Source organism: Burkholderia sp. Bp8998, from assembly GCF_003854235.1.
GTDB lineage: Bacteria > Pseudomonadota > Gammaproteobacteria > Burkholderiales > Burkholderiaceae > Burkholderia.
This window is the reverse complement of the sequence record NZ_QTQF01000020.1, coordinates 66,183-93,153: the sequence shown is the minus strand read 5'-3', so window position 1 is coordinate 93,153 and position 26,971 is coordinate 66,183. Positions and strand designations below refer to the sequence as shown.

The following is a 26,971-nucleotide window of genomic DNA, read 5'->3' as shown; positions in this document are numbered from 1 at the left end:
ATGTCGAGGAAGAGGGCGCGCCGCAGGTCGTGCGACGCCCCTTCGCCTGCTGCGGAATCAGGACTTCTGCGGCACGGTCACGCCGTAGGTGCAGCTCTTGTTGTACGCATCGCCGATCGCCGTGAGCTGCGCGTTGCTGTAGCCGAGCGCGGCGGCCGCCGTCAGCACCGCTTGCGCGGCGGCCTTCTGGTTCGTCGAGCCGTTGGTCATCGACAGCCCCTTCAGGAACGCCTTGTCCATCGCCTGCGCGCCGATCGCGTCGCGCGCGACGAGGTTGCACGACGCCCAGTACTGGCCGGCGGTGTGGATCTCCGCGCCGCGTGCCTGCGCGTACGTGCGCCCGACGTTCCAGTTCGTCACGCGGCCGCCCCAGTATTCGTTGTGGCCGTCCCAGTTGTAGACCCAGTGATACTGCGCGTCCGACGGGCTCCACTGGTTGAAGTCGCGGCTGTATGCGGCGGCGAGATAGTCGCCCGTGCCTTCCGACAGGCCTTCCTGTTGCGACAGGCCGCCGTTGGTGACCCAGTCGTGGATGCCGTGGCCGAGTTCGTGGATCACGACGTCCGCATCTTCCGCATCGTCGACGCCGCCCTGACCGAAGGTCAGCCGGCCGCTGCTCGACGAGTACGACGAGTTGTCGTCGCCCGATTCGCCGTGCGGGTCGTACTGCACGCCGCCCGTGTACTGGTACGGCAGCGCCTTGATGCCGAGTGTCTGGTTCACGTAACGGAGGAACGTGTCGATGTGGTAGTACACGTTTACCGCCTCGAAATACAGGTTGCCGCGCGTGAACTCGAACGTCGGCGTCGCCTGTGCCGGGCACGCGTTGTCGCGCGGCGCATCGAAATCGACGCACGACGCATACGGGCCCGACAGCACGTAGCGCGCGTTCGACTGCGCGAGCTCCTTCAGCGTCACGCGCACGCGCGCGGCCGTGAGTTGCGTGGAATCGGCGTCGTTGTTGTCCTTGTAGCCCGTGCTGCCGTAGCTGCTCTTCGTCGGCGACAGCGGATCCGGCCGGAACACGAAACCGGTGCCGTCGGTCGCATAGAACGCCTTGTCCTCGGCACGCAGCACTTCGCCGCTACCCGCGTCGATCAACAGTTCCCAGTCGCCCTTCGGGCCGTCCTGCGGGCGGCCGCGCACCTTCCAGGCGGTATGCGTGCCGGCCTTGTCGACGAACGCGACGAGCTGTGCGTCGAGGTTCGTGAAGCCGCCAACGCCGAGATACGAGCGGGCACGGTCGAGCGCCTGCTGCTGGTCGACGGCCTGCGACTTGCGCGTGGTGGCAACCACGCCGTTGATCGTATTGCTCGCGACGTACAGGATGCGGCCGTCGTTCGCGACCGTCACCGCGATGTCGCTGCCGTACACGGGCAGCCCGGCCGCCTGCTGCTGGAAGCGCACGACGGTGAAGTCGGCGTCGTTGCGCTCCGACGTCACCGCGAGGCTCGCGAGCGCGGCCGGGTCGAGCCCGAGTTGCGTCGCCTGCGACGCGACGAAATCGCGCGCGGTGGCCGCGGGTGTGGCGGCGGCCTTCTTCGCGCGATACGCGGGGTAGTACAGCGTGACGGCGACGCCGTCGGCGCGGAATTGTCCCGCGGCGGTATCGGCCTTGGCCGCGGCCGGTGCCACGCCGCGCGTCAGGCTTTCGCGCAGGCTCGACGCCTGCGGGTTCGCGACCTTGGTATCGGCCGCGCTGCCGCCGACGATGCCGAAACCTAGCGCGAGACCCAGGGCGAGCGGCAATGCTTTGCGTGATGTCTGCATACGTGATCCTCATCTCAACGGTTGGACACGCCCGCGCGCTTGTGGCGAGCAGGCACGACACGGCCCGCGCGCCGGCTCGATGGAACCGGTGCGGCGAAGCGGTGCTGGGAGACTCGACTGACTGAGGACGACTAAGCGTCAGGTCGAAACGAATCGGGAAGGAAAGGTGGCGGGGAAGCGAACGGCAGGCAGGTGCGGCGACGGCGAAGCGAGCATCGTCATGTCATACCCCTCGGATCGGCATTGATATCGATTTGGCAGCCTGCGTGGCGCGACGTGCGTCGGGCCGGGGCTCTCATCTCCTTAGGGCTGCCTATCTAATTGCGAGGTATGTTACAGAATATTTTCGGTTACTTTGCAATTTATTTTCGAAGGCCGCTTCGGTCCGTCGATCAATCAGCGGCATTGTTGAACGCATGGCGGGAAACACTGCCGGAGCGCGCAATGGCGCGCCGGATTGTACGCAAAAGCGGTGCCGCTCAGTGCGTCGCGCGGCGGTCGCTGCGCGGGCTCACGCCGAAACGCGAGCGATACGTGCGCGAGAAATGCGACGGCGATTCGAAGCCGCACGCGACGCACACTCCCGTGATGCTCATGTCGGTCTGCTGCAGCAGCTCGCGCGCACGATCGAGACGCAGGTTCAGGTAGAAGCGCGTCGGCGTGTCGTTCAACGTCGCGCTGAACAGACGTTCGAGCTGACGCCGCGTGATCGATACCTCCTGCGCGAGTGCGTCGGAGCCGAGCGGGGTCTCCATGTGCCGCTGCATCGTGCCGATCACCTGGATCAGCTTGCGGTTGTGCACGCCGTAGCGCGCGGCGATCTCGAGCCGCTGGCTGTCCGAACGCTGCCGGATGCGGCTGACGACGAACTGCTCGGAGATCGCCGCCGCGAGATCGGCGCCGTGCCGCCGGCCGATCAGGTCGAGCATCATGTCGATCGACGCGGTGCCGCCCGCGCAGGTGATGCGCCGGTCGTCGATCTCGAACAGTTCCTGCGTCGCGTTCAGGCCCGGGTAGCGTTCGCGGAACGCGGCGAGCGCCTCCCAGTGCAGCGTGAGCGTTTGCGATGCGTCGAACAGCCCGGCTTCCGCGAGCACGAAGCTGCCGGTGTCGATGCCGCCGAGCGTCGCGCCGTGCCGGTTCTGGCGGCGCAGCCAGTCGCCGAGCGCGCGGTCGTAGCACACGAGCGGATCGAAGCCGGCGACGACGAACACGGTCTCGACCTGCGCGACGTCCGCGCACGCGGCTTCGGCCGCGACCGGGATGCCGTTGCTTGCGGCGACCGGCGCGCCGTCCGCGCTGATTACGTGCCAGCGGTACAACTCGGTGCGAAAGCGGTTCGCGACGCGCAACGGTTCGACCGCCGACATGAAGCCGAGTGCGGAGAAACCGGGCAGCAACAGGAAGTGGAAATCCTCTGGCATCGGGGCGTGAGGTGGAATCGGGTAGTCGTCACGTACGGCGCGACGCGAAGCGGCGCGGCGAGCGGGCCGGCACGCGCACACCGCGTCCGGCTCGCTCGGCGCCGAACGTTCAACCACGGATTATGGCGGGTTTTGCCGGCGCTCAGCGCGTTTTTGCGCTGCGCACCGTCCGGCGCGCCGTCGCCGAAGGCAGTTCGCCGAACTGGGCCTTGTACGCGTTCGCGAAATGCCCGAGGTGGAGGAAGCCCCAGCGCGCGGCCGCCTCGCTGCGATACGAGCCGGGACCGATCTGGTCGTCACGCTGATCCGAGCCGCGCAGCGCCTCGGCATGCCGGTCTGCGTCGTCGAACATCTGATGAAACACGAGCACGGCGTCCCCGGCGGCTGGTATTCGGGGCGGCGCGCAGCGGCCTGCCGATCGGGATTACTGAATTGGCAGCGCGCCATTTCCGCGTTACGCTCGTTTTCGTTGGCCGACACCGGCGTCGAATGGATCGTGGGAGGCTCAAATGGCGATCGAATACTTTGCAGAGCGCAATCCGGTCACTCGAAACCTGCCCCGATCCTTGGCGACCCAAGCCGGCGATCTGGTGTTCGTATCCGGTCAGGTGGCGAGAAGCGAGGACGGTAGCCTCGTCGCAGGCGGGATCGAGGCGCAGACGCGTCAGACATTGAAGAACGTCGCCCACGTACTCTCGCTGGCGGGATGCACACTCGGCGACGTGGTGAAAACCACCGTCTGGCTCGAGGACGCGCGCGACTTCGCGGAATTCAATCGTGTCTATGCGGAGTTCTTCCCGGGGAACAAGCCGTCACGATCGACCTTGCAGGCGACGAACATGGTGGGTACCAGGATCGAGATCGAGGCGATTGCCTGCAGGCCTTGAGCGCGGGCAGGCGTAACGTGCGCCGGGCGGCGCGTGGTCGGCGTGTCCGAACTCGCCGAAACGGAAATGCAGCCGCGTGTCGAGCCACTCGCGGCTGACCACGCTGAACGACAGGAAGGCACGATGTTCGATCATGGTGTGCGTCCGGGCGCGCGCGGGCAGCGGGCGCCGAAACGATCGTCGAAGACCGCCTCCGCGCCCGGTGCGTCCGCGCTCCGTTCAGACCTGCTGCTGGCCGCCGTCGACGAACAGTTCGATGCCGTTCACGAAGCTCGCGTCGTCCGACGCGAGGAACAGTGCCGCCCCCGCGATCTCGTCCGGCTCTCCCAGGCGTCCCATCGGAATCTGCGCAGCCAGGTAGTCGGCGAGACCTTGTCGCTGCGCGGCGTCCTGGCCGGCGAGGTCGAGCAGGCCCGGCGTGCGGGTCGCGCCCGGGCTGATCGTATTCACGCGGATGCGGCGCTCCTTGAGATCGAGAATCCAGCTGCGTGCGAATGCACGCACCGCGGCCTTCGAAGCCGAATACACGCTGAATGCGGCGGTGCCGGCGCTGCCTGCCGTCGAACCGGTGAGTATCACGGATGCACCCTCGGCGAGCAGCGGCAACGCCTTTTGCACCGTGAACAACACGCCCTTCACGTTGCGATCGAACGTGTCATCGAAGTGTTCTTCCGTGATGCTGCCGAACGGCAGCATCGAACCGCCGCCCGCATTCGCGAACAGCACGTCGAGGTGCCCGTGTTCCTCGCTGATTTGGGCATACAGCGCGTCGAGTTGGTCGAGTTTCGTGGAGTCGACGCGCACGCCTGTCGCGCTGCCGCCGTTTTCGCGGATCGCCGCGACCGCGGCATCGAGTTCGGCCTGGCGCCGCCCGGTGACGTAGACGTGCGCGCCTTCAGCTGAGAAGCGGCGGGCGGTGGCGAGGCCGATGCCGCTGGTTGCGCCGGTAACCAGTGCGATCTTGTTGTCGAGTTTGCGTGCCATGGTATTTCTCCTTTCGTTCGATACATGGAAGACTGCGTTCGGTGCTGCGTGCTGCGATGTAAGGAGAATATCGACGCCCCTTTCGTTTCGAAATAGAATTGATTGCAAGATAACGTTGCATAAATGAAAAGATGAGGCGAAATGGCCAGGCTGCCTGATTTCGAAGGGCTCGCGATGTTTGCAAAGGTCGCGGAGGAGGGGTCGTTCGCGGCCGCGGCGCGCTCGATGGGGGTGTCCGTCGCGACAGTCTCGCGCGGCGTGGCCCGCCTGGAAGACCGCCTGGGAGGGCGGCTGTTCAACCGTACCTCGCGCCAGCTGGCGCTCACCGAGTTCGGCCGGACGATCTGCGAAAAGGCCGGCGAGGTGTATCGCCACGCCGAAGAGGCGGAGAGCACCGCGCGCGAGATGGCCGTGCAGCCGCGCGGGCTGGTGCGGCTGGCCGTGCCGATGTCGTTCGGGTTGCGTTGGGTCGCGCCGCTGCTGCCCGGCTTCTTTCGAGCGTATCCGGAAGTGTCGGTCGACCTGCATCTGTCGGATGCGACCGTCGACCTGATCGCCGACGGATTCGACGCCGCGTTACGTATCGCGGCGCTGCCGGATTCGTCGCTGGTGGCGCGACGGTTATGTGCGGTAACGCAATACGTGGTGGCGTCGCCGGCGTATCTGAAGCGCGAAGGGCGGCCCGCGCATCCCCGCGAGCTGATGGAGCGGCCGTGCCTGTCGTACGCGTATCGGGCGCATAGTGATGTGTGGTGCTTCTCGAACGCCGCGGGCGAGGAAGAGCCCGTCATGCCGACCGGTCCGCTGCGCGTGACGAATGCCGATGCGTTGCTGCCGACGCTGCTCGATGGGCAGGCAATCGCCGAACTGCCCGAGTTCATCGCCGGCGAATATCTGGCGGATGGCCGTCTCGAAGCGATCCTGACCGATTGGTCGCTGACGAAGGGCGGCCTCTATTTCGTCACGCCATCGGCGCGCGCGCGTCCGGCGAAGGTCGCCGCATTGTCCGACTACTTTGCCGAACACCTGGCCGATCCGTCTTGGCGATGGCCGCGGTGAACCGTTGACCAACCGAATCGACGAGTCGGAAGGGCGCACTCCTCGACCTTCGTACGGCGTCGGGTTGCCACGCGCGCGAGTTGCTCACCCGGTTGCCAACTGCGCTGAACGCGGCACGGACTTTGTTTGCCGTCTGCTCGGGCGCCTGCAGATGCCGAAAGTGGCCGAGTCCAGGGAGAATCGAAAGCGTCACAAGGCGGCCGCCGCCCGGCATCGCCCGGCAACCGCCCGGATTCGCGGTGCACCATGCAATCACCGAAATTCCCAACCGGTAGACAGCTTTCGTTAGAATCGGTCGTCATCCAGGCAAGATGCAGGCTTGCCTCGGCGCAGCGGTATCCACTCGCGAATACCGCTTGCGCCCATCCCATGCTTCATCCTTTACCGGAGGCGAACGTGCCAGGATTACTTCCCGATGTCGACCGCGACGGGCTCCTCGAATATTCGGTGGTGTACACCGACCGGTCGATCAATCACATGTCGCAGCGCTTCCAGGGCGTCATGCGCGATATTTCCGCGGCGCTGAAGAAGGTCTACAACGCGAAGGCGGCCGTCATCGTCCCGGGCAGCGGAACGTTCGGCATGGAAGCCGTGGCCCGGCAGTTCGCGACGAACAAGAAGTGTCTGGTCATCCGCAACGGCTGGTTCAGCTTCCGCTGGTCGCAGATTTTCGACATGGGCAGCATTCCGTCCGAATCGATCGTGTTGAAGGCGCGTCCGGTCGAATCAGGCAGGCAGGCGGCGTTTGCGCCGGCCCCGATCGAGGAAGTCGTCGCCGCGATCCAGGAACACAAGCCGGACCTGGTCTTCGCTCCGCACGTCGAGACCGCCTCCGGGATGCTGCTGCCCGATACCTATCTGCGCGCGGTGGCCGACGCCGTGCATGCGGCCGGCGGCATGTTCGTGCTGGATTGCATCGCATCCGGCACGATCTGGGTCGATATGGAAAAGAGCGGGGTCGACGTGCTGATCAGCGCGCCGCAAAAGGGCTGGAGCGCGTCGCCGGGTTGTGCGCTGGTGATGCTCGGCCCGCTGGCTCGCGAGCGCATCGATGCGACGACCAGCACCAGTTTTGCCTGCGATCTGCGCAAGTGGCTGCAAATCATGGAAGCCTACGAGAACGGCGGCTTCGCGTACCACGCGACGATGCCCACGGACAGCCTTGCGACGCTGCGCGACGTCATCAAGGAAACGGAAGCATACGGCTTCGACAAGGTGAGGGCGGAACAGCTCGAACTCGGCACGCGGATTCGTGCGTTGCTGGCCGAGAAGGGCTTCAGGAGCGTTGCCGCCGAAGGCTTCGAGGCGCCGGGCGTCGTGGTCAGCTACACCGACGATGACGATATCCGGTCCGGCAAGAAGTTCGCCGATGTCGGCGTGCAGATCGCGGCCGGCGTGCCGCTGCAATGCGACGAGCCGGCGGATTTCAAGACCTTCCGCATCGGCTTGTTCGGTCTCGACAAGCTGCATGACGTTGACGCGGCGGTCGCGCGATTTGCGAGCGCGCTGGAACGGGTTCTGTAGAGCGTTGTTTGGTCTTAGGGCGCACGTGATGGCGAGATCGAATCGATCGAGGCCGTTGATGGACTGAGCGACCTGAACGATCGGTAGAAGTCGGAGTCCGCCATACCGGAACGGCGGCTTCCGGCCCGACGCTGCCGTTCGGCATCTCGCGGATCCTGCCCCCTGGACGGGACAAAGGAGCACGCCGGCCGTTTACATGCTCGGCATTGGCGTGCGCTCTCGAAGGACCTGTTTCAGAGACGAATCCAATGCGCCGCGACGGCAACATTCACGGCGACACCGATCAGTGCGAGACTCGAAAGCAGGGCACTGATACGCGCCAGGCGTTGAGCATGCCGGTTCGCGTCATTGAACCTGTTCGCGCTCGCATTCGCCGCGCTCTCGGCCTTGGCGAGCTGCGCCTGCATCTCGTGCGCCTGTCCTTTGTAGCGCTCGAGTTCCGTGTCGAGGTGTGCCAACGTGTCCGCTTGAATGCGAATACGCGTCTCGTTCGCCTCGATTCCGGCGCCCATGATCTGCTGGCGCGCTGCCAGTCCGTCGATCGCGAGTTGCGTCGCCTGCTGCGTCTCCGTGTGCCGCACGTCAGTCGCTTCGAGACGCGACATGATTTCCGTGTTTTGCGTCTGTGCGTGGTTGATATGTCCTGCCAGCGCCGCACCGATTTCATCGACACGCGTGGCACCATGGGCCAGTGCAGTTTCGAGGCGGTCTGTCAGGGCCTCGACGTCCTGGCTCAATTGCGCGCTCTTTTCCGAGACTGACGCGTCGAGCGAGGCGACGGCACGCTTCACGAATTGTTCGAGCGCGTCCTGCTCCTCGCGCAGCCCCTCGACGGTCGCCTGCACCGAGCCAATCAGTTCGTCGCGCGTACTCTTCACCTCGGCCGCGATGGCGATGAGCTTTTTCGCACCTTCCTGGGTCAGGCCGCGCAGCTCGAAGTAGTCGTTGATCAGATTTTTCAGTTCGACGGCCTGCAGATGCAGCTTCTGCTGCTGCTGGTCGAGCTGCACCGTATGTGATTCGAGTCGCTCGGTCTGACGCTTGAGCTCGCGCTGCTGCGAGCCGATCTGATCCTGCTGGCGCGCGAGCCGCTGCGACTGCATCATGCTGATGACCATCAGCTGTGCGAGGCTTTTCGAGAACTCGGCCTGCAATTCCTGGGCATCGAGTTGCGCGTCCTTGAGCTTGTCGCTGTGCCACCAGCGCATCAGGACGTTGCGTTGCTCGTGCTCGTTGCGCGCGCGCTTCAGGTCGCCGAGCCGCTTGAAGTTGTTGCGAAACTTCGAGAGTACGTCGTTCATGTCGATCTGGTCGAGCAGATCGTGGGGCACTTCTATCTGGGCAATATCCTGGATGAGGTCGTTCATGGCTTCAAGGTTTGGTGCAATAGTCAGTGAGCAGGCGCTCGAGTTCGTCATCCATCTGCTTCATCTGTGCGAGACCGCCGACGAGCGTCGCGTGCGTGCTCGCGCGAAGCTCGACGGTTGCGGCCGCGGTTTCCACTGTGGCTTGCAAGTGGTGCTCGGCTTTGCGCAGGTCTGTTGCCATGGCGTCGTAGCAGGCAAGCATTTCCTCGTAACGCCGAGAGTGCTGATACTGCTGCTCGATGAAGGTGGCGAGTCGTTCGACCAGCACGGCGTCGTTTTCGAGGGCGTCGATCTGCGCTGCAAGGTGTTCGGTGCCGGTTTGTGAGAGCCAGTCGAACAGCCGGTCGATGACGTAGACGGTCAAGGCGGTCATTAGGCCGGTCAGGATGCCGGTGATGACTGGCGCCACGTATGCGGCCAGCGGCGCGAGAAATGGAATGGTCAGCAGGAAGCCCTTGATCGACTGCTCGAACATGAGCCCGACGCTGGTCGCGATCACGCCGGCAATGATCTTCGTGGCCTGGCGCGCGACCTCTATCCCGGAGAGTCCTTTCGGCGGAAAGCAAATAATTTTGATGGCCTGCCAGAGTCCCTTGATGCCTTCTCGGATGACCGTGACTATCTTGGCGGAAGTCGTGACGACGCTGTTGATGATGAAGGTGAGCAGGTTGCTGATCGCACCGTGGACGCCACCCTCGATGAGGGCTCCGAAGGCGTGCTCGAGTTTCGCGGTGACGCGATTGGTCGTTCGCATGAGCGCATCGGTCACACGGTCGACGAGATTCTCCGTGGTTGCCGGCGAGCGCATGATGGCTGCGACTTCCACGTAGCTGCTGTTGACGAACTCATGCAGCAGCACGCCCATCGCCTGACGCAGGGCGTTCTTGCCGGCCTCCGTGGCACAGGTCGAGGCAAGCTCGGCGCCCTGTTTTTTTGCCTGGGCCTTGAGCGTTTCGATCTTGCGATGGCGATCCGCAGCCTGCTGCGTCTTGTCGAGCCGTGCCATGTCGACGCCGAAGGATTCGGCGTTGGTCTGGCCGGGCGTTTTCTTGCGCTCGGACGTGGCCCAAGCGCGCTTGTCCTTGTCCTGCATGGACTGGTTGATGGCCTGCTCGGCGGGCACCAGATTCTCGGGCGCGTTCGCCATCTCGACGCGCTGCGCTTCGGTCATGAAGAGATTGGCGCCGCTGTCGATCTCGATGCTTTTTACCGAGTTCACATGATCGAGATGCATGCGTCCGTCGCGCGGCAATTCATTCCCCGTGTACGCGCTGACGATGGGGTCGTCCTGCTTGAACATCGCCTTGCGCTTGGCGGGAAGGTCCTTGTCGTAGGCCGTGCGGTCAATGGGGTTCGACTGCTTGTCCTGCCATTCCGAGTAGGCGGTGGCGTCGTCGTGCGTTGCCGTGACACCCTTTTCGAAATTGCGCAAGGTCGTGACGTTGCCGCCGGCCTTGTCGTCGAACATGGCCGGCGTGAGGCCGAACGGACCGATGATTTGTTGCAGGGTCTGCTGCCTGCAGCTCTCCAGCAGTTCGTCGAGGCGCCGCTCGCGCAATTCGCGAGGACTCGGTGCAGATGTCTCGGTCGAGAGTATTGCGCGGCTCGATGCGGCCGCAACGGGTTCTAACGTGGTCATGTTCGGAGCGCAATCCGGGGCGAATAGGAGAGGGTTTCGGCGCGCGGCGATTCAGGCGGTCCGTGGTCGCTGTCGTCAAGGTGCGGCATGAGGGATTTCATCGGCGATCCCCGGACGCCATCGCGGCCTCTTGTTCGCTGTTCCACCACGCCCAGTTTTCATATTTGAATGCGTGCCCGATTTGCGTTGTCGTGACCGATTCGACGCCGAGACTACGCGACTCCCCAGTTGAATAGCAAAGTACCTTCGCTATATCGGCATGCACGTCGATATTCTTTAGAAGAATGTGAAGCGACGACGAAATACAGGATCGCCGTCGTGTACGAGAGTACGGCGGCTAATGGCAGTGGACTTTCGAAAAAGTCTTTGATGGTAGAGATTGGCGCCGGATTTAAAGGCCAGAGTGCCTCGCGGTCCGGCAGCATACCGATCATCCGATGATCCTCGACGAGTGCATGGAAGACATTCGCGTGCTGATACGCGGCTGTCAGGATCGTGCGATGGATGTCGTCAATCTGAAGGTGAGCCGCGTCGGCGGGCTGACGAAGGCCAGGCAATGCCGCGATCTGGCCGTGACGTTGGGCATTTCACTCACCATCGAAGACTCGTGGGGCGGGGAGATCGCGATGGCCGCGCTTTGCCATCTCGCGCATGCGACGCCGTCGGGTTTTCACTTCCAGTCGTCGGCGTTCCATGAGTATCACGGTCTCACGATCGCGTCGGGCGGACCGGCACTGAAGGACGGTTATATGTCGGTATCGGATCAACCGGGGCTTGGCGTCAAGCCGAGGATGGAGGTGCTCGGCGAGCCTGTCGCGGTGGTCGGTCGGGCGGAGTGATCGGGGCTGCAGGGGCGCACGCGTTTATCCGGTGGAATCGCGTGCCGGTTTTCGGGTGACCCCGTGTGCCAGAACGCAGGCGGTGCGCACCTCAAGAACGCGGGTAGTGCGCACCTCGACCTGCTGGTAGCGGCGGCGGCGGCGAACGCGGCGCGCGGCCACGTCGCCACCATGCTACCGGCGCTCACTTACACGGCCGCGTTGCGATTCGCCTCGATCACCGTCAACGCCGTCATGTTCACGATCCGCCGCACGGTCGCGCTCGAAGTGAGAATATTCACCGGCCCATTCACGCCCAACAGGAACGGCCCCACCGCAACGTTGCTGCCGGCTTCGGTCTTGAGCAGGTTATACGCAATATTCCCCGCATCGACGTTCGGACACACGAGCAGGTTCGCCGCGCCCTTCAGCGGCGACATCGGCAGCAGCCGCGCCCGCAGCGCTTCATCGAGCGCACAGTCGCCGTGCATCTCGCCATCCGCCTCGATATCCGGCGCCTGCGCGCGAATGATCTCCAGCGCCCGGCGCATCTTCACGCCCGACGTCGCGCTCCCCGACCCGAAGTTCGACCGCGACAGCAGGGCAGCCTTCGGCGTCAGATTCAGCCACTCCATCTGCCGCGCGGCCGCGATCGTGAATTCCGCGATCTGCTCCGCATCGGGGTTGTCGTTGACGTGCGTGTCCACCAGCGCGACCGTCCGCTGATTGAGCAGCAGGATATTCATCGCCGCGTAGGTCGATGCATCGGGCTTCCTGCCGATCACTTCGTCCACGAACCGCAGGTGATTGTGATACTCGCCGACCGTTCCGCAGATCATCCCGTCCGCATCGCCGAGCCGCACCATCATCGCGCCGATCAGCGTCAGGCGGCGCCGCATTTCGACGCGCGCCATTTCCTTCGAGATGCCGTCGCGGCAGCGCAGTTCCCAATACGTCGTCCAGTACTGCGGGAAGCGCTCGTCGTATTCGGGATTGGTCACCTCGACGTCCTGGCCGAGACGCAGGCGCAGGCCGAACCGCTCGATCCGCGCCAGCAGCACCTCCGGACGGCCGACCAGGATCGGACGCGCGAGCTTCTCGTCGACGATGACCTGCACCGCACGGAGCACGCGCTCGTCTTCGCCTTCGGTGAACACGATGCGCGCCTTGCCGCCGTCACGCACGAGCTGGCGCGCGGTCGCGAACAGCGGCTTCATGAACGCGCCCGAGTGATAGACGAACTGCTGCAGCTGCTCGACATACGCATCGAGATCCGCGAGCGGGCGCGTCGCCACGCCGCCTTCGATCGCCGCCTTGGCCACGGCCGGTGCGATACGCACGATCAGGCGCGGATCGAACGGCTTCGGAATCAGGTATTGCGGGCCGAAGGACACCTCGTCCCCGCCATAGGCCGCCGCGACGATGTCGTTCTGCTCTTCCTGCGCGAGGCCGGCGATCGCGTGAACCGCGGCAATTTCCATTTCGCGGGTGATGGTCGTTGCGCCCACATCCAGCGCGCCGCGGAAAATGTACGGGAAGCACAGGACGTTGTTGACCTGGTTCGGGAAGTCCGAGCGGCCGGTCGCGATCACGACGTCGTCGCGCGTCGCATGCGCGAGTTCCGGGAAGATCTCCGGCGTCGGATTGGCGAGCGCGAGAATCAGCGGACGCGCGGCCATCGCCTTCAGCATTTCCGGCTTCAGAATGCCGCCGACCGACAGGCCGAGGAACACATCGGCGCCGCCGATCACTTCAGCGAGCGTGCGCGCATCGGTTTCCTGCGCGAATCGTTCCTTGGCCGGATCCATCAGCGTGGTGCGGCCGCGATAGACGACGCCTTCGATATCGGTCGCCCAGACGTTCTCGATCGGCAGCCCGAGGTCGACGAGCAAGTCGAGGCAGGCGAGCGCCGCGGCGCCGGCGCCCGACGTCACGACCTTCACTTCCTTGATCGACTTCCCGACCACCTTCAAGCCGTTGATGAACGCGGCGGCGACGGTGATGGCGGTGCCATGCTGGTCGTCGTGGAAGACGGGGATCTTCATGCGCTCGCGCAGCTTGCGCTCGACGGTGAAGCACTCCGGCGCCTTGATGTCCTCGAGGTTGATCCCGCCGAAGGTGGGTTCGAGGCCGGCGATGATGTCGACGAGCTTGTCCGGATCGGTCTCGTTGATCTCGATGTCGAACACGTCGATCCCGGCGAACTTCTTGAACAGCACGGCCTTGCCTTCCATGACCGGCTTCGACGCGAGCGCGCCGATGTTGCCCAGACCCAGCACGGCGGTGCCGTTGGTGATCACGCCCACCAGATTTCCGCGGCTCGTGAAGCGGTGCGCGTTCAGCGGCTCGGCGGCGATCGACTCGCACACGCTGGCGACGCCGGGCGTGTAGGCGAGCGCGAGATCGCGCTGCGTCACGAGGGGCTTGCTGGCGACGACGGAGATCTTCCCCGGGGTCGGAAACTCGTGATAGTCGTACGCGGCCTGCTGCTGGGTCTCTGTCTGTTTCATGTTCTTGGGTCCGGGCATGCGCGCCAGGCCAGTCCCGACGCGATCCATGGAGGTGATTCTAGGGATCGGCCATAAGGAGATGATTCTGTTTTAATATCGGTCCATCACTTTTTCATGATGGCGTGGCGGTCCGGCAATGACATTCGACGCGAACGACGTGGTCAGGCGCCTTGGCGCGCGCCTGAAGATGCGGCACCTGATGCTGTTGCTGCAGATCCAGCAGCACGGGTCGCTGACGCGCGTCGCGGAGCACATGGCCAGCAGCCAGCCCGCCGTGACGAACGCGCTGTCCGAACTGGAGAGCATGTTCGGCACGCCGCTGTTCGAGCGCACGTCGCGCGGGATGCGGCCGACCGCGCTCGGTTCGGTCGTGCTCGAGCGGGCCCGGGCGATGCTGAAGGATCTCGACCATCTCGCCCGCGAGATGGAGGCGGTCGCGGCCGGCCATGCGGCGCATCTGCATATCGGCGTGATTCCGTTTATTTCGGGCCAGATGCTGTCGGCGGCGCTCAAGCGCCTGCAGTCGCGGATGGAACGGCGCCTGACCGTGACGATCCACGAAGGCACCAGCGACCAGCTGCTGCTGCAGCTCAAGGACCACAGCGTCGACCTCGTGATCGGGCGGGCGTCGTCGGCGGTCGATCTGGGGCAGGTCTCCTTCGAAGTGCTGTACCAGCAGCAGCCCCGGATGATCGCGAGCCGGCGCCTCGCCGCGAAACTGGCGCGCACGAAGCTCGACTGGGAGAAGCTGCACGCGCTGGACTGGATTCTCGGCGCGCCGCATACGCCGATGCGGGAGCAGGTGACCGACCTGTTCCTGTCGGCGGGCATCGCGCCGCCCGTGCCGATCGTCGAAAGCTACTCGTCGAAGCTGATCGGCGAAATGATCGCGTCGAGCGACGACGCGGTGTCGATCGTGCCGGCCGATATCGCCGAAGAAATGGTGCGCATCGCCGGCGTCGCGATCGTGCCTTACTCGCTGGTCTGGACGCTGCCGCCGATCGCGCTGTTTACCCGCGCCGGCGAATCGCATGCGCCGACGCGGGATCTGCTGGTGCAGGCGCTGCGCGAGATCTGCAGGGAAACGTACGTCGACGTGCAGCGATAGCGCGTCGGGCGCCGGCCCGCACCCGCGGGGCCGGAAGTGGCACCACGCCCGCTCCAGTGTCGCCGCCGAAGCACGCCCCGTCGACATCCATCACGCCGCATCCGGGCAAACCCCTCTCCGCCAGAATTCGACCAAAACCCCCGCCGCACAAGCCACCGCCCACGCATAGTGGTTTCCACCCATAGTCGCAAATAGTCAAGAACAGGTCGCCGCCGGTCGTCTTGCGACCAATATGGCTCGTTACTTTTACACCCACGATGCAGGCCGGGACGCACTCCGCGAACCTGTCGGACATCGGTCCAACCGGGAGAAACCATGAAGTCGACAAAGATCGCCGCGTTCGTCGCGGCCGTGCTGGCGACCGGCGCATTCGCGACCGCGGCGCAGGCCGAAACGGATGCCGCGACCTGCCGCAACGTACGCTTCGCGGACATCGGCTGGACCGATATCACGTCCACCACGGCGCTCGCGTCGACGGTGTTCGAAGGGCTCGGCTACAAGCCCACGACGACGATCGCATCGGTGCCGATCTCGTTCGCCGGCCTGAAGAGCAAGCAGCTCGACATCTCGCTCGGCTACTGGTGGCCGGTGCAGCAGAAGCAACTCCAGCCGTTCCTCGACAGCAAGTCGATCAACGTGGTCGAACCGCCGAACCTGTCGGGCGCGAAGGCGACGCTCGCGGTGCCGAGCTACGAATACCAGGCCGGCCTGAAGACCTTCGAGGACATCGCGAAACACCGCGCGGAACTCGACGGCAAGATCTACGGGATCGAGCCGGGCAGCAGCGCGAACGCGACGATCCAGAAGATGATCGACACGAACCAGTACGGCCTTGGCGGCTTCAAGCTGGTCGAATCGAGCGAGGCGGGGATGCTCGTCACGGTCGAGCGCGCGATCCGCGAGAAGAAGTGGGTCGTGTTCCTCGGCTGGGAACCGCATCCGATGAACATCCAGATCAGCATGAACTACCTGTCCGGCGGCGATGCGTCGTTCGGCCCGAACTACGGCGAAGCGCGCGTGTACACGCTGACGGCGCCCGATTTCATCTCGCGCTGCCCGAACGCGGGCAAGCTCGTCGAGAACCTGCGCTTCACGACGCAGCTCGAGAACCAGCTGATGCAGTCGGTGATGAACAAGACAAAGCCGTCCGACGCCGCGAAGGCGTACCTGAAGAAGAATCCGCAGGTGCTCGATGCCTGGCTCGCCGGCGTCAAGACGTTCGACGGCAAGGACGGCCTGCCTGCCGTGAAGGCCTATCTCGGCCTGTAACGGCCCGTGCGCGCCGTATGCGTGCGGCGCGCGGCGACAAATCATCTGCAGTACGACAGAAATCGAGCGGCACGAACCAAAGCAAGCGAGGGTATTCAGCATGAACCACGAAGTCATCATCACCTGCGCGGTCACCGGCGCGGGCGATACGGTCGGCAAGCATCCGGCGATTCCGGTCACGCCGAAGGAAATCGCGGCCGCGGCGATCGAAGCCGCGAAGGCCGGCGCGACGGTCGCGCATTGCCATGTCCGCGATCCGCAGACGGGCCGCGGCAGCCGCGACCCGAACCTGTACCGCGAAGTGGTCGACCGGATCCGCTCGGCCGACGTCGACGTGATCATCAACCTGACGGCCGGCATGGGCGGCGATCTGGAGATCGGCCCGGGCGAGGACCCGATGCGCTTCGGCAAGGGCACCGATCTCGTCGGCGGCCTCACGCGCCTCGCGCACGTCGAGGAACTGCTGCCGGAAATCTGCACGCTCGACTGCGGCACGCTGAATTTCGGCGACGGCGACTACATCTACGTGTCGACGCCCGCGCAACTGCGCGCCGGCGCCAAGCGCATCCAGGAACTCGGCGTGAAGCCGGAGCTGGAAATCTTCGATACGGGCCATCTGTGGTTCGCGAAGCAGTTGCTGAAGGAAGGGCTGCTCGACGATCCGCCGCTGTTCCAGCTGTGTCTCGGCATTCCGTGGGGCGCGCCGGCCGACACCGGCACGATGAAGGCGATGGTCGACAACCTGCCGCCGGGCGCGCACTGGGCCGGCTTCGGGATCGGCCGCATGCAGATGCCGATGGTCGCGCAGGCGATGCTGCTCGGCGGTCACGTGCGCGTCGGCCTCGAAGACAACATCTGGCTCGATCGCGGCGTGCACGCGACCAACGGCACGCTCGTCGAGCGCGCGCGGGAAATCATCGAACGCCTCGGCGGACGCGTGCTGACGCCGGCCGAAGGGCGTCGCAAGCTCGGCCTGCCGGCGCGCGGCGAGCGTCTGCTCGAACGCCGCGCGGTGGCCGAGTTCGCGTGAGTGTTCAAGGCTGATTCCGATTCAATGCGGCGGCGCGCACGAGCGCGGCCGCCGTCCGATTCCCTAGATTTGAAGGATGCGTTGACATGGCAGTGAAGACCGACATCAAGACGTTCGCCGCGATCGGCACCGGCGTGATCGGCAGCGGGTGGATTTGCCGTGCGCTCGCGCACGGTCTCGACGTGGTCGTGTGGGACCCCGCGCCGGGCGCGGAAGAACGGCTGCGCGCGAACGTCGCGAATGCGTGGCCCGCGCTCGAACGCGTCGGCCTCGCGCCGGGCGCCGATCCCGCGCGGCTGCGCTTCGAATCGACGATCGAGGCCTGCGTCGCCGACGCGGACTTCATCCAGGAAAGCGCACCCGAGCGCGAGGCGCTGAAGCTCGAGCTGCACGAACAGATCAGCCGCGCGGCGAAGCCCGACGCGATCATCGCCTCGTCGACGTCGGGGCTGCTGCCGACCGACTTCTATGCACGTGCGACGCATCCGGAGCGCTGCGTGGTCGGCCATCCGTTCAATCCGGTCTACCTGCTGCCGCTCGTCGAGGTGCTCGGCGGCGCGCGCACGTCGCCGGAGGCAGTCGAGGCGGCGATGGAGATCTATCGCTCGCTCGGCATGCGGCCGCTGCACGTGCGCAAGGAAGTGCCGGGCTTCATCGCGGACCGGCTGCTCGAAGCGTTGTGGCGCGAGGCGCTGCATCTCGTCAACGAAGGCGTCGCGACGACCGGCGAGATCGACGATGCGATCCGCTTCGGCGCGGGCATCCGCTGGTCGTTCATGGGCACGTTCCTGACCTATACGCTGGCCGGCGGCGACGCGGGCATGCGACACTTCATGCAGCAGTTCGGCCCCGCGCTCGAACTGCCATGGACGAAGCTGGTCGCGCCGAAGCTGACCGACGCACTGATCGACAGCGTCGTCGAAGGCACGAGCGAGCAGCAGGGCACGCGCAGCATCAAGGAACTCGAACGCTATCGCGACGAGTGCATCACCGAGGTGCTGAAGGCGATCGCCGCGGTGAAGGCGCGGCACGGGATGCGTTTCGAGGACTGAATGAACATGACCGGCGATACCCCGCTGACGATTTACCGCGACGTCGTGCGGCCCGAGTGGGTCGACTACAACGGCCATCTGCGCGACGCGTTCTACCTGCTGATCTTCAGCTTCGCGACCGATGCGTTGCTGGACCGCATCGGTCTCGACGACGCGGCTCGTCGCGAGCGGGGCCGCTCGGTCTACACGCTCGAAGCGCACGTGAACTATCTGCAGGAGATCAAGGAAGGCACGCGCGTGCGCGTCGATGCGCGGGTGTTCGCGCACGACGCGAAGCGGCTGCACCTGTATCTCGAACTGTTCGCGGACGGGCACGACGGCGCGGTGTCGGCGAGCGAGCAGATGCTGCTGCACGTCGACACGCGCGGCGGCGCGAAATCGGCGCCGTTCGACGACGACGTCGCCGCGCGCGTGGCCGAGCTGCATGCATTGCAGCGCGATTGCGCGGCGCCTGCGTATGCGGGCCGCGTGATCGGGCTGCCGCCGCGCCGCTAGCGTCGACGTTAAACCTTGGACCGCGGAGCACACACGATGCTCGAACCGGAAATCGCGGCGTTCGTCGCAGCCGTCGACGCGTGGTATCCGGCCGACGCAGCGGTGCGCACGCCCGACGCGCAACGCCGCATCTACGATCGCTTCGCGGCCGCATGGACGCCCGCCGAACTGCCGGCCGGCATCGTGCGGCACGATGCGGTGTGGCACGCGCCGGACGGACACGCGATCGCGCTGCGGCGCTACGCGCCCGCGCAGGGTGAGCCGCGCGGCACCGTGCTGTTCTTTCATGGCGGCGGCTTCGTCGTCGGCTCGCTCGACAGTCACGCGCTGATCACCGCGCGACTGGCGGCCGACACGGGGCTGGCCGTGATCGCGGTCGACTACCGGCTCGCGCCCGAGCATCGCGCGCCGGCCGCGCTCGACGATTGCCTGGCCGTCACGCGTGCCGCGCGCGACGCAGCGCGCTGGCCGTTCGACTCATGCGCGCGACCGCTGACGCTCGCGGGCGACAGCGCGGGCGGCAACCTCGCGGCCGCCGTCGCGACCGCGCTGCGCGACGCGGGCGAAGACGGCATCGACGGGATCGCACTCGTTTATCCGATGCTCGGCTTCGAACCGCAATCGCCGGCGCGCGAAACGGAAGCGCACGCACCGATGCTGACGCTCGACGACGTTCATCACTATCGCGCGCTGTACTGGGGCGATGCGGATGAAACCGCGTTCGACGACGCGCCGCTGCTGCGCGCGTCGGTGCCGCTCGCGGCGTCGTGTTTCGATGGACTACCGCCCGTGCTCGCGATCGGCGCGGAACACGATCCGCTGCGCGACGATGCACGCGTCTATGTCGAGCGCATTCTTGCGGCAGGCGGCGCCGCGCGTTACTGGAGGGGAGAGGGACTGGTGCACGGTTGCTGGCGCGCGCTCGGAACGAGCCCGCAGGCAGCGCGGATGCACCGGATGATCGGCGGGTTTCTGCTCGCACCATACGCGTAGCGGGCGTTTCCGGGAGGCAACGATGCAGGCAGCGCAACACCGTATCGAGGACTGGCGGACCTTCTCCGCCGACGCGGCCATTGCGGCGGCGACGATCAGCGATGGAGCGGTGGACGTCGAGTGGAGCGACACGCGACGATCGCCGTTTCATTTCGACTGGTTGCGCGACAACTGCGCGTGTTCCGCATGCGTGCATGCGGTCACGCGCGAACAGGTGTTCGAGATCGCCGACGCGCGCGAGGATCTGTCGGCGCTTGTCGTGCATGTCGAAACCGATGGCGCGCTGCACGTCGAGTGGAACGACGGGCATCGCAGCACATGGTCGCCGGGATGGTTGCGCGCGCACGCCTACGACGATGCGTCGCGCGCGGAGCGCCAGGCCGCGCACGGGCGGCACGTGTGGACCGGCGACGACGCGACGGCGATCGGCGTGTTCGCGTGGCGTGACGTGATGGACGACGACGGCGCGTTGCTCGCATGGCTCGCCGCGCTGCAGCGCACCGGGCTGACGCTCGTCGAGGGCGTGCCGGCCGAACGCGGCCGGGTCGACCAGATCGCGCGTCGTATCGGCCTGATCCGCGAAAGCAATTTCGGCGTGCTGTTCGACGTCGAATCGAAGCCGCGGCCGGACAGCAATGCGTATACGTCGCTCAACCTGCCGCCGCACACCGACCTGCCGACGCGTGAATTGCAGCCGGGCGTGCAGTTCCTGCATTGCCTCGCGAACGATGCAACGGGCGGAGACAGTGTCTTCCTCGACGGCTTCGCGCTCGCGGATGCGCTGCGGCGCGAATATCCGGCCGATTTCGGGCACCTTGCGTCGACACCGTTCGAGTTCTGGAACAAGAGTGCGAACAGCGACTACCGCTGTTCAGCGCCGGTGATCGGGCTCGATGCGCGCGGCAACGTGACCGAGGTGCGCGTCGCGAACTTCCTGCGCGGGCCGCTCGATGCGCCGGCCGATGCGATGGCGGCTGTCTATCGTGCATACCGGCGTTTTCTCGCGCTGGCGCGCGAGCCGCGCTTTCGCGTGCAGCGCCGGCTGCGGGCCGGCGACATGTGGGCGTTCGACAACCGTCGTGTGATGCATGCGCGCACGGAGTTTGATCCATCGACGGGCCGCCGGCATCTGCAGGGGTGTTACGTCGATCGCGACGAGCTGTTGTCGCGCTGGCGTGTGCTGTCGCGTGCGGCGCCTGCGGCAGCCGCGGCGCGCTGATCGGCGCGCTCGGCTTCGTTACGCATACCTCGCCAGCGAAAAAGCGCCCGGACGCAACGCGCCCGGGCGAAGCCACCCGCTGCCGGGCGGCGGAGGTATGCGTTTCACAAAAAAGACGAGCCCGCATGGCGGGCTCGTCCGGATACCACTTCATCGCGCGATGCGCGGTGCGCCCGCCGGGGGCGCGTCGGCTTACTGGCCGAAGAAGACCGAGTCGCGAGCGTTCGACGACGCTGCGGCAACCGGGGCGCCCGAGTGGACGACCGGCGCCGGTTGCGCGCCGTAGCCGCTGGCGTCGGCACCATGAACACGCGCTTCCGCCGACTGGATGTCGTTCGGGTAGTACGGGCTCGACAGGCCCGGCTTGTAGCCGGCTTGTTCGAGCTGGACCAGTTCGTTGCGGACTTGTGCGCGGGTCACGGTGCTTTGTGCGAAAGCGCCGAACGAAGCGGACAGGGCGACAGCGGCAACAACTGCGGAAACGAGCGATTTCATGATGACCTCCGGTGTTTTATTGAGTTCGCTTTCGACACCATGTCTGCAGCGATTGACTAAATGTTAGTCACCGGGTGGTTCAGGGTAAACGCTGATTTTGACGATAGATTGTTTCCAGGGTGGTAACAGTGAGCCGTCGAATCAAGCTTTCATCGCGCTTTCATTTCTGTAAATGCAATAAGTATGAACAATATTGAGACGAGGAGCGTGCAATTCAGCGCACCTCGGCCGCTGTGTCGAACGGCTCGGCGGGCGGTCGACCGGCAGGCACGCTCGAACTCAGGAAACGCACGCCCGTCGCGGCTTCGGAGGCTTCCCACAGCAGCGCGGCCATGGCCACGTCGCGTGCCGCGCGCGGCACGCTCGCAGGTGCCGGCAGGCCGCGCGACTCGAACCAGCCGGACGGTCCGATGTACGAGCCGCCGGTGAGATCGGGCGACGTCGCCGCATGAATGGCAGGTAACGCCCCCTGGTCGGCCGGTTGTGCGAGATAACGGTTCGCCGCGCGCATCAGCGCGGCGCGCGTGGGCGAGCTGTCCATCGCGGGGCCCGCGAACTGCAGGTTGGTCGCCGCGTAGCCGGGATGCGCGGCGACGCTGATCCCCGCGAACGCCGCGCGCTGGAAGCGGCGCTGCAGTTCGATCGCGAACACGAGGTTCGCGAGCTTGCTGTCGCAGTAGGCAAGATAGCGGTTATAGCGGTGCTCGGCGCGCAGATCGTCGACGCGGATCCGGCCGCCGCGGTTGAAGCCGCTCGACATCGTCACGACGCGCGCCCGACGCGCGGCGCGCAGCGCCGGCAGCAGATGGCCGGTCAGCGCGAAATGGCCGAGGTGGTTGGTGCCGAACTGCATCTCGAAGCCGTCGCGCGTGTACCGCAGCGGCAGGAACATCACGCCGGCGTTGTTGCAGAGGATGTCGACACGGCCGTGGCGGTCGGAGACGTCGGCGGCGAAGTGCTGGATCGACGCGAGATCGGCGAGGTCGAGCGGATCGACTTCGACCCGAGCGGCGGGATGGAGCCGGCGAATCGCATCGGCGGCCTGCGCGGCGCGCGCGGCATCGCGGCAGCCCATCACGACGGTCGCGCCCTTGGCGGCCAGCGTTTCCGCGATCTGCCAGCCGAGGCCGCTGTTGGCGCCGGTCACGACCGCGACCTTGCCGCCTTGCGCCGGGACGTGGCGCGCACTCCATGCATGCATGTCTGCCTCCATCGGCGTGGCCGGTGCGCCACGACGCGTAATCGTTACATTGAGTGGTGTAACGATAGTCCGCGCAGGCGAGACAGACAAGCGGGGGAATTAGACCGGCGGTTCTAGGGCGGGCTTGCGCATCACGCAGCGAGCCCCTGCGCGCGATGGTCGGCGGGCCTTACCGGCTGCCGGCCAGCGCGAGCACTTCGGCGGCGGAGATCATCGCGGCCGCGTTCGCGGGTGCCGGGCGCTCGGCCGGGCGGAACACTTCGTCGCCGCGCTGGATGATCTGGCGCGACAGCGCGCAGGTGCCGGTGCGCTGCGCGAAGCGGCGGCGCCAGCGCTGTTCGCCGTAATGACAGCGGCCGGGTTCAACCCAGCGGACGACGAGCAGCGTATCGGAACGTTCGAGAATTTCGACGTGGACGTCGGCGGGATCGAGCGCAGGCAGGGATTTGGAGGCCTTCATTTTGCCGTTTCCTAAAGCTCGTGCGGTTCGGCCATGGCAGTGGATGTCACTACCCAAGGGCGAATCCGTAGCGGTTTCCATGAGTGGTGCGCTAAATGTAAGCGTCTGTGACCGGAAAAAACATCCTGTCTGGCTCAAATTACCTTTTGCCGATTTAGAAACAATCGACGCGCATTTTCTTGAGAAACCAGCGACAAAAGCGCCCCGGACGTGAGACGCCCGGGGCGGAAAATCGGCCCGCGCCACCGTGTCTGCTCGCTCAGTCACGTGGACACCGCGGGGGACGGAGGTGCCCGTCGGAGATCGGCGACGGGCGGGGTGCGGTGGTCCGGGAAGCGCGGTCCGGCAACACCATGATCGCGCGCGCCCCCGGTTGAGACCCTGACGGGAACATGACTTTTCTGTCAGTTTCGCCGCGCCGGCCCCTCGACCCAGGCTCCTGGGGATGGCGCAAACGCCCGCCGATATTGGCTTTGCACGACACGCCGCGGATCGGCGGAACCCGAAAAAAAACGGTAATCGAAGCCCGCGGCACCGCCTCCCGCCCGATTCGCACACTCGGGAAAATACTGAATCCCGCGATCGTGACAAATCCGGAATCTGTCCTATGATTGGTTGGACCTTTGGTCCTTTGTGCCAATCAGCCGGCTCGGCCGGCTTCTCCGGGAGGGGTGCTCATGAGATTGCAGGGCAAGCGCGCGCTGGTGACGGCGGCCGGGCAGGGTATCGGCCGGGCGACCGCGCTGCGGTTCGCAAGCGAGGGCGCCGACGTGCTGGCGACCGACATCAACGAAGCGGCGCTCGCGCAACTCGCGGCCGACGCCGAACGCGCGGGCGGGCGGCTGGCCACGCGGCGGCTCGACGTGACCGATGCCGGCGACGTTGCCGCACTCGCCGCGCAGGAGCGCGTGTTCGACGTGCTGTTCAACTGCGCGGGCTTCGTGCACCACGGCTCGATCCTCGACTGCGACGACGACGCGTGGGCGTTCTCGCTGAACCTCAACGTCACGTCGATGTACCGGCTGATCCGCGCGCTGCTGCCCGCGATGCTGACAGCAGGCGGCGCGTCGATCATCAACATGGCGTCGGCCGCGTCGAGCGTGAAGGGCGTGCCGAACCGCTTCGTCTACGGCACGACCAAGGCGGCCGTGATCGGCCTGACCAAGGCGGTGGCCGCCGATTTCGTCGAGCAGCGCATCCGCTGCAACGCGATCTGCCCGGGCACGATCGAGTCGCCGTCGCTGGAGCAGCGGATCGCCGAGCAGGCGCGCACGCGCCAGGTGTCGACCGACACCGTGCGCCAGGCGTTCGTCGCGCGCCAGCCGATGGGCCGCATCGGCACCGCGGACGAAGTGGCCGCGCTCGCGCTGTATCTCGCGTCCGACGAAGCGTCGTTCACCACCGGCGCGATTCACCTGATCGATGGCGGCTGGTCAAACTGACCGTGTCAAGCCGACCGCGTCTTCCCATTCACTTTCCGTTTCCGCTTGGACGACATGAAACTGCTGAGATTTGGCGACAAACACCATGAAAAACCGGGCCTGCTCGATGCGCAGGGCAAGATCCGCGACCTGTCGGGCGTGATCGACGACATCGCCGGCGACGCGCTGACGCCCGCGTCGCTCGCGCGGCTGGGCGACATCGACCCGTCGTCGCTGCCGCTCGTCGAAGGCACGCCGCGGCTCGGCGCATGCGTCGGCCGCGTCGGCAAGTTCATCTGCATCGGGCTCAACTATTCCGACCACGCGGCCGAATCGGGAATGGAAGTCCCGAAGGAGCCGGTCGTGTTCGGCAAATGGACGAGCGCGATCTCGGGGCCGAACGACGACGTCGAGATTCCGCGCGGCTCGGAGAAGACCGACTGGGAAGTCGAGCTCGGCGTCGTGATCGGCCAGGGCGGCCGCTATATCGACGAAGCCGATGCGCTGTCGCACGTCGCCGGCTACTGCGTGGTGAACGACGTGTCGGAGCGCGAATACCAGCTCGAACGCGGCGGCACGTGGGACAAGGGCAAGGGCAACGACACGTTCGGCCCGCTCGGCCCGTGGCTCGTGACGGCCGACGAAGTGCCCGATCCGCACGCGCTGCGGCTGTGGCTGGAGGTTGACGGCCACAGCTACCAGAACGGCACGACCGCGACGATGGTGTTCCGCGTGCCGCACCTGATCAGCTACCTGAGCCGCTTCATGAGCCTGCAGCCGGGTGACGTGATCTCGACCGGCACGCCGCCGGGCGTCGGCCTCGGCCAGAAGCCGCCCGTCTATCTGCGCGCCGGGCAGGTGATCACGCTCGGCATCGACGGGCTCGGCGAGCAGCGCCAGCGCACCGTGCAGGCCTGATTTCCTTTAACGGACGGTTCGCCATGCCTATCATTCGATCGATGCGCGTCCTCGACGTGCGCTTCCCGACCTCGCGCCAGCTCGACGGTTCCGACGCGATGAATCCGGACCCCGATTATTCGGCCGCATACGTCGTGCTCGAAACCGACCACGACGGGCTCGAAGGCCACGGGCTCACGTTCACCATCGGGCGCGGCAACGAAATCTGCTGCGCGGCGATCGACGCGATGCGTCACCTCGTCGTCGGCCTCGACCTCGACTGGATCCGCGAGGACATGGGCCGCTTCTGGCGGCACGTGACGTCGGACAGCCAGTTGCGCTGGATCGGCCCGGACAAGGGCGCGATCCACCTGGCGACGGGCGCCGTCGTCAACGCGGTGTGGGATCTGTGGGCGAAGGCAGTCGGCAAACCGCTGTGGCGGCTCGTTGCCGACATGAGCCCCGAGGAAATCGTGCGGGCGATCGATTTCCGCTACCTGACCGACTGCCTGACGCAGCACGAGGCGCTCGACCTGCTGCGCCGGCAGGTGCCCGGCAAGGCCGCGCGGATCGCGACGCTCGAGCGCGAAGGCTACCCGTGCTACACGACGTCGGCGGGCTGGCTCGGCTACAGCGACGACAAGTTGCGCCGGCTGTGCCGCGAGGCGGTGGATGCCGGGTTCGACTACGTGAAGCTGAAGGTCGGCGCGAACCTGGAGGACGACATCCGCCGCGTGACGATCGCGCGCGAGGTGATCGGCCCGGACCGCAAGCTGATGATCGACGCGAACCAGGTGTGGGAAGTCGACGAGGCGATCGACTGGGTGCGCGAGCTGGCGTTCGCGAAACCGTGGTTCATCGAGGAGCCGACGAGCCCCGACGACGTCGAAGGGCATCGCAAGATCCGCGACGCGATCGCGCCCGTGCAGGTCGCGACCGGCGAGATGTGCCAGAACCGCGTGCTGTTCAAGCAGTTCATCGCGCGCGGGGCGATCGACGTCGTGCAGATCGACGCATGCCGGCTCGGCGGTGTGAACGAGATTCTCGCGGTGATGCTGCTGGCCGCGAAGTACGGGCTGCCGGTGTGTCCGCATGCGGGCGGCGTCGGGCTGTGCGAATACGTGCAGCATCTGTCGATGATCGACTACGTGTGCATTTCAGGCACGAAGGAAGGGCGCGTGACCGAATACGTCGATCACCTGCACGAGCATTTCGTCGAGCCGTGCGTCGTGCGCGGCGCGGCGTACATGCCGCCGACCGCGCCCGGCTTCTCGATCGAGATGAAGCCGGAATCGCTCGAGCAGTATCTGTTCCGCGGCTGAAGCAAGCGCACCCCGCGCGCGGCCTGC

The 26,971-nt window shown here is 65.9% G+C and carries 22 protein-coding genes and 2 pseudogenes; 14 read left to right on the top strand and 10 right to left on the bottom strand.

The genetic code is table 11. The features are described 5' to 3' along the window. Positions 1 to 57 precede the first annotated feature (57 nt). The 3 genes and pseudogenes from DIE06_RS20615 to DIE06_RS39450 form a co-directional block, all read right to left on the bottom strand. Positions 58 to 1,770 (bottom strand): M36 family metallopeptidase, encoded by a 1,713-nt coding sequence (locus tag DIE06_RS20615; RefSeq protein ID WP_124662928.1) that lies wholly within the window; start codon positions 1,768 to 1,770, stop codon positions 58 to 60. Between the two features lie 479 nt (positions 1,771 to 2,249). Then, a complete protein-coding gene (locus DIE06_RS20610) occupies positions 2,250 to 3,194 on the bottom strand; it encodes a GlxA family transcriptional regulator (protein ID WP_124662927.1) in 945 nt (314 codons plus the stop codon). A gap of 142 nt (positions 3,195 to 3,336) precedes the next feature. Beyond that, positions 3,337 to 3,462: pseudogene (locus DIE06_RS39450) on the bottom strand (AraC family transcriptional regulator); the annotation flags it as partial. A gap of 241 nt (positions 3,463 to 3,703) precedes the next feature. Between DIE06_RS39450 and DIE06_RS20600 the strand changes: the two are divergent. After that, positions 3,704 to 4,081, top strand: coding sequence for a RidA family protein (locus DIE06_RS20600; protein WP_124662925.1), 378 nt, complete (start codon positions 3,704 to 3,706; stop codon positions 4,079 to 4,081). Between the two features lie 219 nt (positions 4,082 to 4,300). Here the strand turns inward: DIE06_RS20600 and DIE06_RS20595 are convergent, their stop codons facing one another. Further along, on the bottom strand, positions 4,301 to 5,065 hold the full coding sequence (locus DIE06_RS20595; protein ID WP_124662924.1) for an SDR family NAD(P)-dependent oxidoreductase: 765 nt from the start codon (positions 5,063 to 5,065) through the stop codon (positions 4,301 to 4,303). A 141-nt stretch (positions 5,066 to 5,206) separates the two neighbouring features. Here DIE06_RS20595 and DIE06_RS20590 point away from each other — a divergent pair, with 141 nt between their 5' ends. Continuing rightward, complete coding sequence (locus tag DIE06_RS20590) at positions 5,207 to 6,124, top strand: LysR family transcriptional regulator (RefSeq protein ID WP_124662923.1); 918 nt, start codon at positions 5,207 to 5,209, stop codon at positions 6,122 to 6,124. A 396-nt stretch (positions 6,125 to 6,520) separates the two neighbouring features. Then, the gene (locus tag DIE06_RS20585) at positions 6,521 to 7,648 is read left to right on the top strand and encodes an aminotransferase class V-fold PLP-dependent enzyme (protein ID WP_124662974.1); all 1,128 of its coding nucleotides are present in this window, start codon (positions 6,521 to 6,523) and stop codon (positions 7,646 to 7,648) included. Positions 7,649 to 7,881: 233 nt separating this feature from the next. On the opposite strand, the gene DIE06_RS20580 is transcribed toward DIE06_RS20585, so the two are convergent. Beyond that, positions 7,882 to 9,015: a hypothetical protein gene (locus tag DIE06_RS20580; RefSeq protein WP_124662922.1), complete on the bottom strand. Its 1,134-nt coding sequence runs from the start codon at positions 9,013 to 9,015 to the stop codon at positions 7,882 to 7,884. A gap of 4 nt (positions 9,016 to 9,019) precedes the next feature. After that, on the bottom strand, positions 9,020 to 10,654 hold the full coding sequence (locus DIE06_RS20575; protein WP_124662921.1) for a hypothetical protein: 1,635 nt from the start codon (positions 10,652 to 10,654) through the stop codon (positions 9,020 to 9,022). Between the two features lie 422 nt (positions 10,655 to 11,076). Here DIE06_RS20575 and DIE06_RS20570 point away from each other — a divergent pair. Further along, a pseudogene (locus DIE06_RS20570) lies at positions 11,077 to 11,493 on the top strand (enolase C-terminal domain-like protein); the annotation flags it as partial. Positions 11,494 to 11,681: 188 nt separating this feature from the next. On the opposite strand, the gene DIE06_RS20565 reads toward DIE06_RS20570, so the two are convergent. Continuing rightward, positions 11,682 to 13,982, bottom strand: coding sequence for an NADP-dependent malic enzyme (locus DIE06_RS20565; protein WP_124662919.1), 2,301 nt, complete (start codon positions 13,980 to 13,982; stop codon positions 11,682 to 11,684). Between the two features lie 136 nt (positions 13,983 to 14,118). On the opposite strand from DIE06_RS20565, the gene DIE06_RS20560 reads away from it, so the two are divergent. The 7 genes from DIE06_RS20560 (at position 14,119) to DIE06_RS20525 (ending at position 21,148) form a co-directional block, all read left to right on the top strand. Further along, positions 14,119 to 15,090: a LysR substrate-binding domain-containing protein gene (locus DIE06_RS20560; RefSeq protein WP_124662918.1), complete on the top strand. Its 972-nt coding sequence runs from the start codon at positions 14,119 to 14,121 to the stop codon at positions 15,088 to 15,090. Positions 15,091 to 15,405: 315 nt separating this feature from the next. Next, positions 15,406 to 16,359 (top strand): choline ABC transporter substrate-binding protein, encoded by a 954-nt coding sequence (locus DIE06_RS20550; RefSeq protein WP_124662916.1) that lies wholly within the window; start codon positions 15,406 to 15,408, stop codon positions 16,357 to 16,359. 100 nt (positions 16,360 to 16,459) lie between these two features. After that, positions 16,460 to 17,389, top strand: a complete 930-nt coding sequence (locus DIE06_RS20545; protein WP_124613770.1) for a 3-keto-5-aminohexanoate cleavage protein — start codon at positions 16,460 to 16,462, stop codon at positions 17,387 to 17,389. Positions 17,390 to 17,475: 86 nt separating this feature from the next. Continuing rightward, the gene (locus tag DIE06_RS20540) at positions 17,476 to 18,441 is read left to right on the top strand and encodes an L-carnitine dehydrogenase (protein WP_124662915.1); all 966 of its coding nucleotides are present in this window, start codon (positions 17,476 to 17,478) and stop codon (positions 18,439 to 18,441) included. Positions 18,442 to 18,447: 6 nt separating this feature from the next. Next, entirely contained in the window at positions 18,448 to 18,936 is a 489-nt protein-coding gene (locus tag DIE06_RS20535; protein WP_105785475.1) for a thioesterase family protein, read from the top strand. Positions 18,937 to 18,972: 36 nt separating this feature from the next. Further along, positions 18,973 to 19,929: an alpha/beta hydrolase gene (locus DIE06_RS20530; protein ID WP_124662914.1), complete on the top strand. Its 957-nt coding sequence runs from the start codon at positions 18,973 to 18,975 to the stop codon at positions 19,927 to 19,929. A gap of 22 nt (positions 19,930 to 19,951) precedes the next feature. After that, positions 19,952 to 21,148: a TauD/TfdA family dioxygenase gene (locus DIE06_RS20525; RefSeq protein WP_124662913.1), complete on the top strand. Its 1,197-nt coding sequence runs from the start codon at positions 19,952 to 19,954 to the stop codon at positions 21,146 to 21,148. Between the two features lie 192 nt (positions 21,149 to 21,340). Here DIE06_RS20525 and DIE06_RS20520 read toward each other — a convergent pair whose 3' ends face one another. From DIE06_RS20520 to DIE06_RS20510, 3 genes are all read right to left on the bottom strand, one after another. Further along, positions 21,341 to 21,643, bottom strand: a complete 303-nt coding sequence (locus tag DIE06_RS20520; protein WP_124662912.1) for a DUF4148 domain-containing protein — start codon at positions 21,641 to 21,643, stop codon at positions 21,341 to 21,343. Positions 21,644 to 21,857: 214 nt separating this feature from the next. Next, positions 21,858 to 22,844, bottom strand: coding sequence for an oxidoreductase (locus DIE06_RS20515; RefSeq protein WP_124662911.1), 987 nt, complete (start codon positions 22,842 to 22,844; stop codon positions 21,858 to 21,860). Positions 22,845 to 23,013: 169 nt separating this feature from the next. Next, a complete protein-coding gene (locus DIE06_RS20510) occupies positions 23,014 to 23,304 on the bottom strand; it encodes a DUF3331 domain-containing protein (protein WP_124662910.1) in 291 nt (96 codons plus the stop codon). Positions 23,305 to 23,981: 677 nt separating this feature from the next. Here DIE06_RS20510 and DIE06_RS20505 point away from each other — a divergent pair. From DIE06_RS20505 to DIE06_RS20495, 3 genes are read left to right on the top strand one after another with little or no spacing between them, the layout of a single operon-like run. Beyond that, complete coding sequence (locus DIE06_RS20505; RefSeq protein ID WP_124662909.1) at positions 23,982 to 24,746, top strand: SDR family oxidoreductase; 765 nt, start codon at positions 23,982 to 23,984, stop codon at positions 24,744 to 24,746. A 54-nt stretch (positions 24,747 to 24,800) separates the two neighbouring features. Beyond that, a complete protein-coding gene (locus DIE06_RS20500; RefSeq protein ID WP_124662908.1) occupies positions 24,801 to 25,643 on the top strand; it encodes an ureidoglycolate lyase in 843 nt (280 codons plus the stop codon). A 23-nt stretch (positions 25,644 to 25,666) separates the two neighbouring features. After that, positions 25,667 to 26,944, top strand: coding sequence for an L-fuconate dehydratase (locus DIE06_RS20495; protein WP_124662907.1), 1,278 nt, complete (start codon positions 25,667 to 25,669; stop codon positions 26,942 to 26,944). The last annotated feature ends 27 nt before the right edge of the window (positions 26,945 to 26,971 follow it).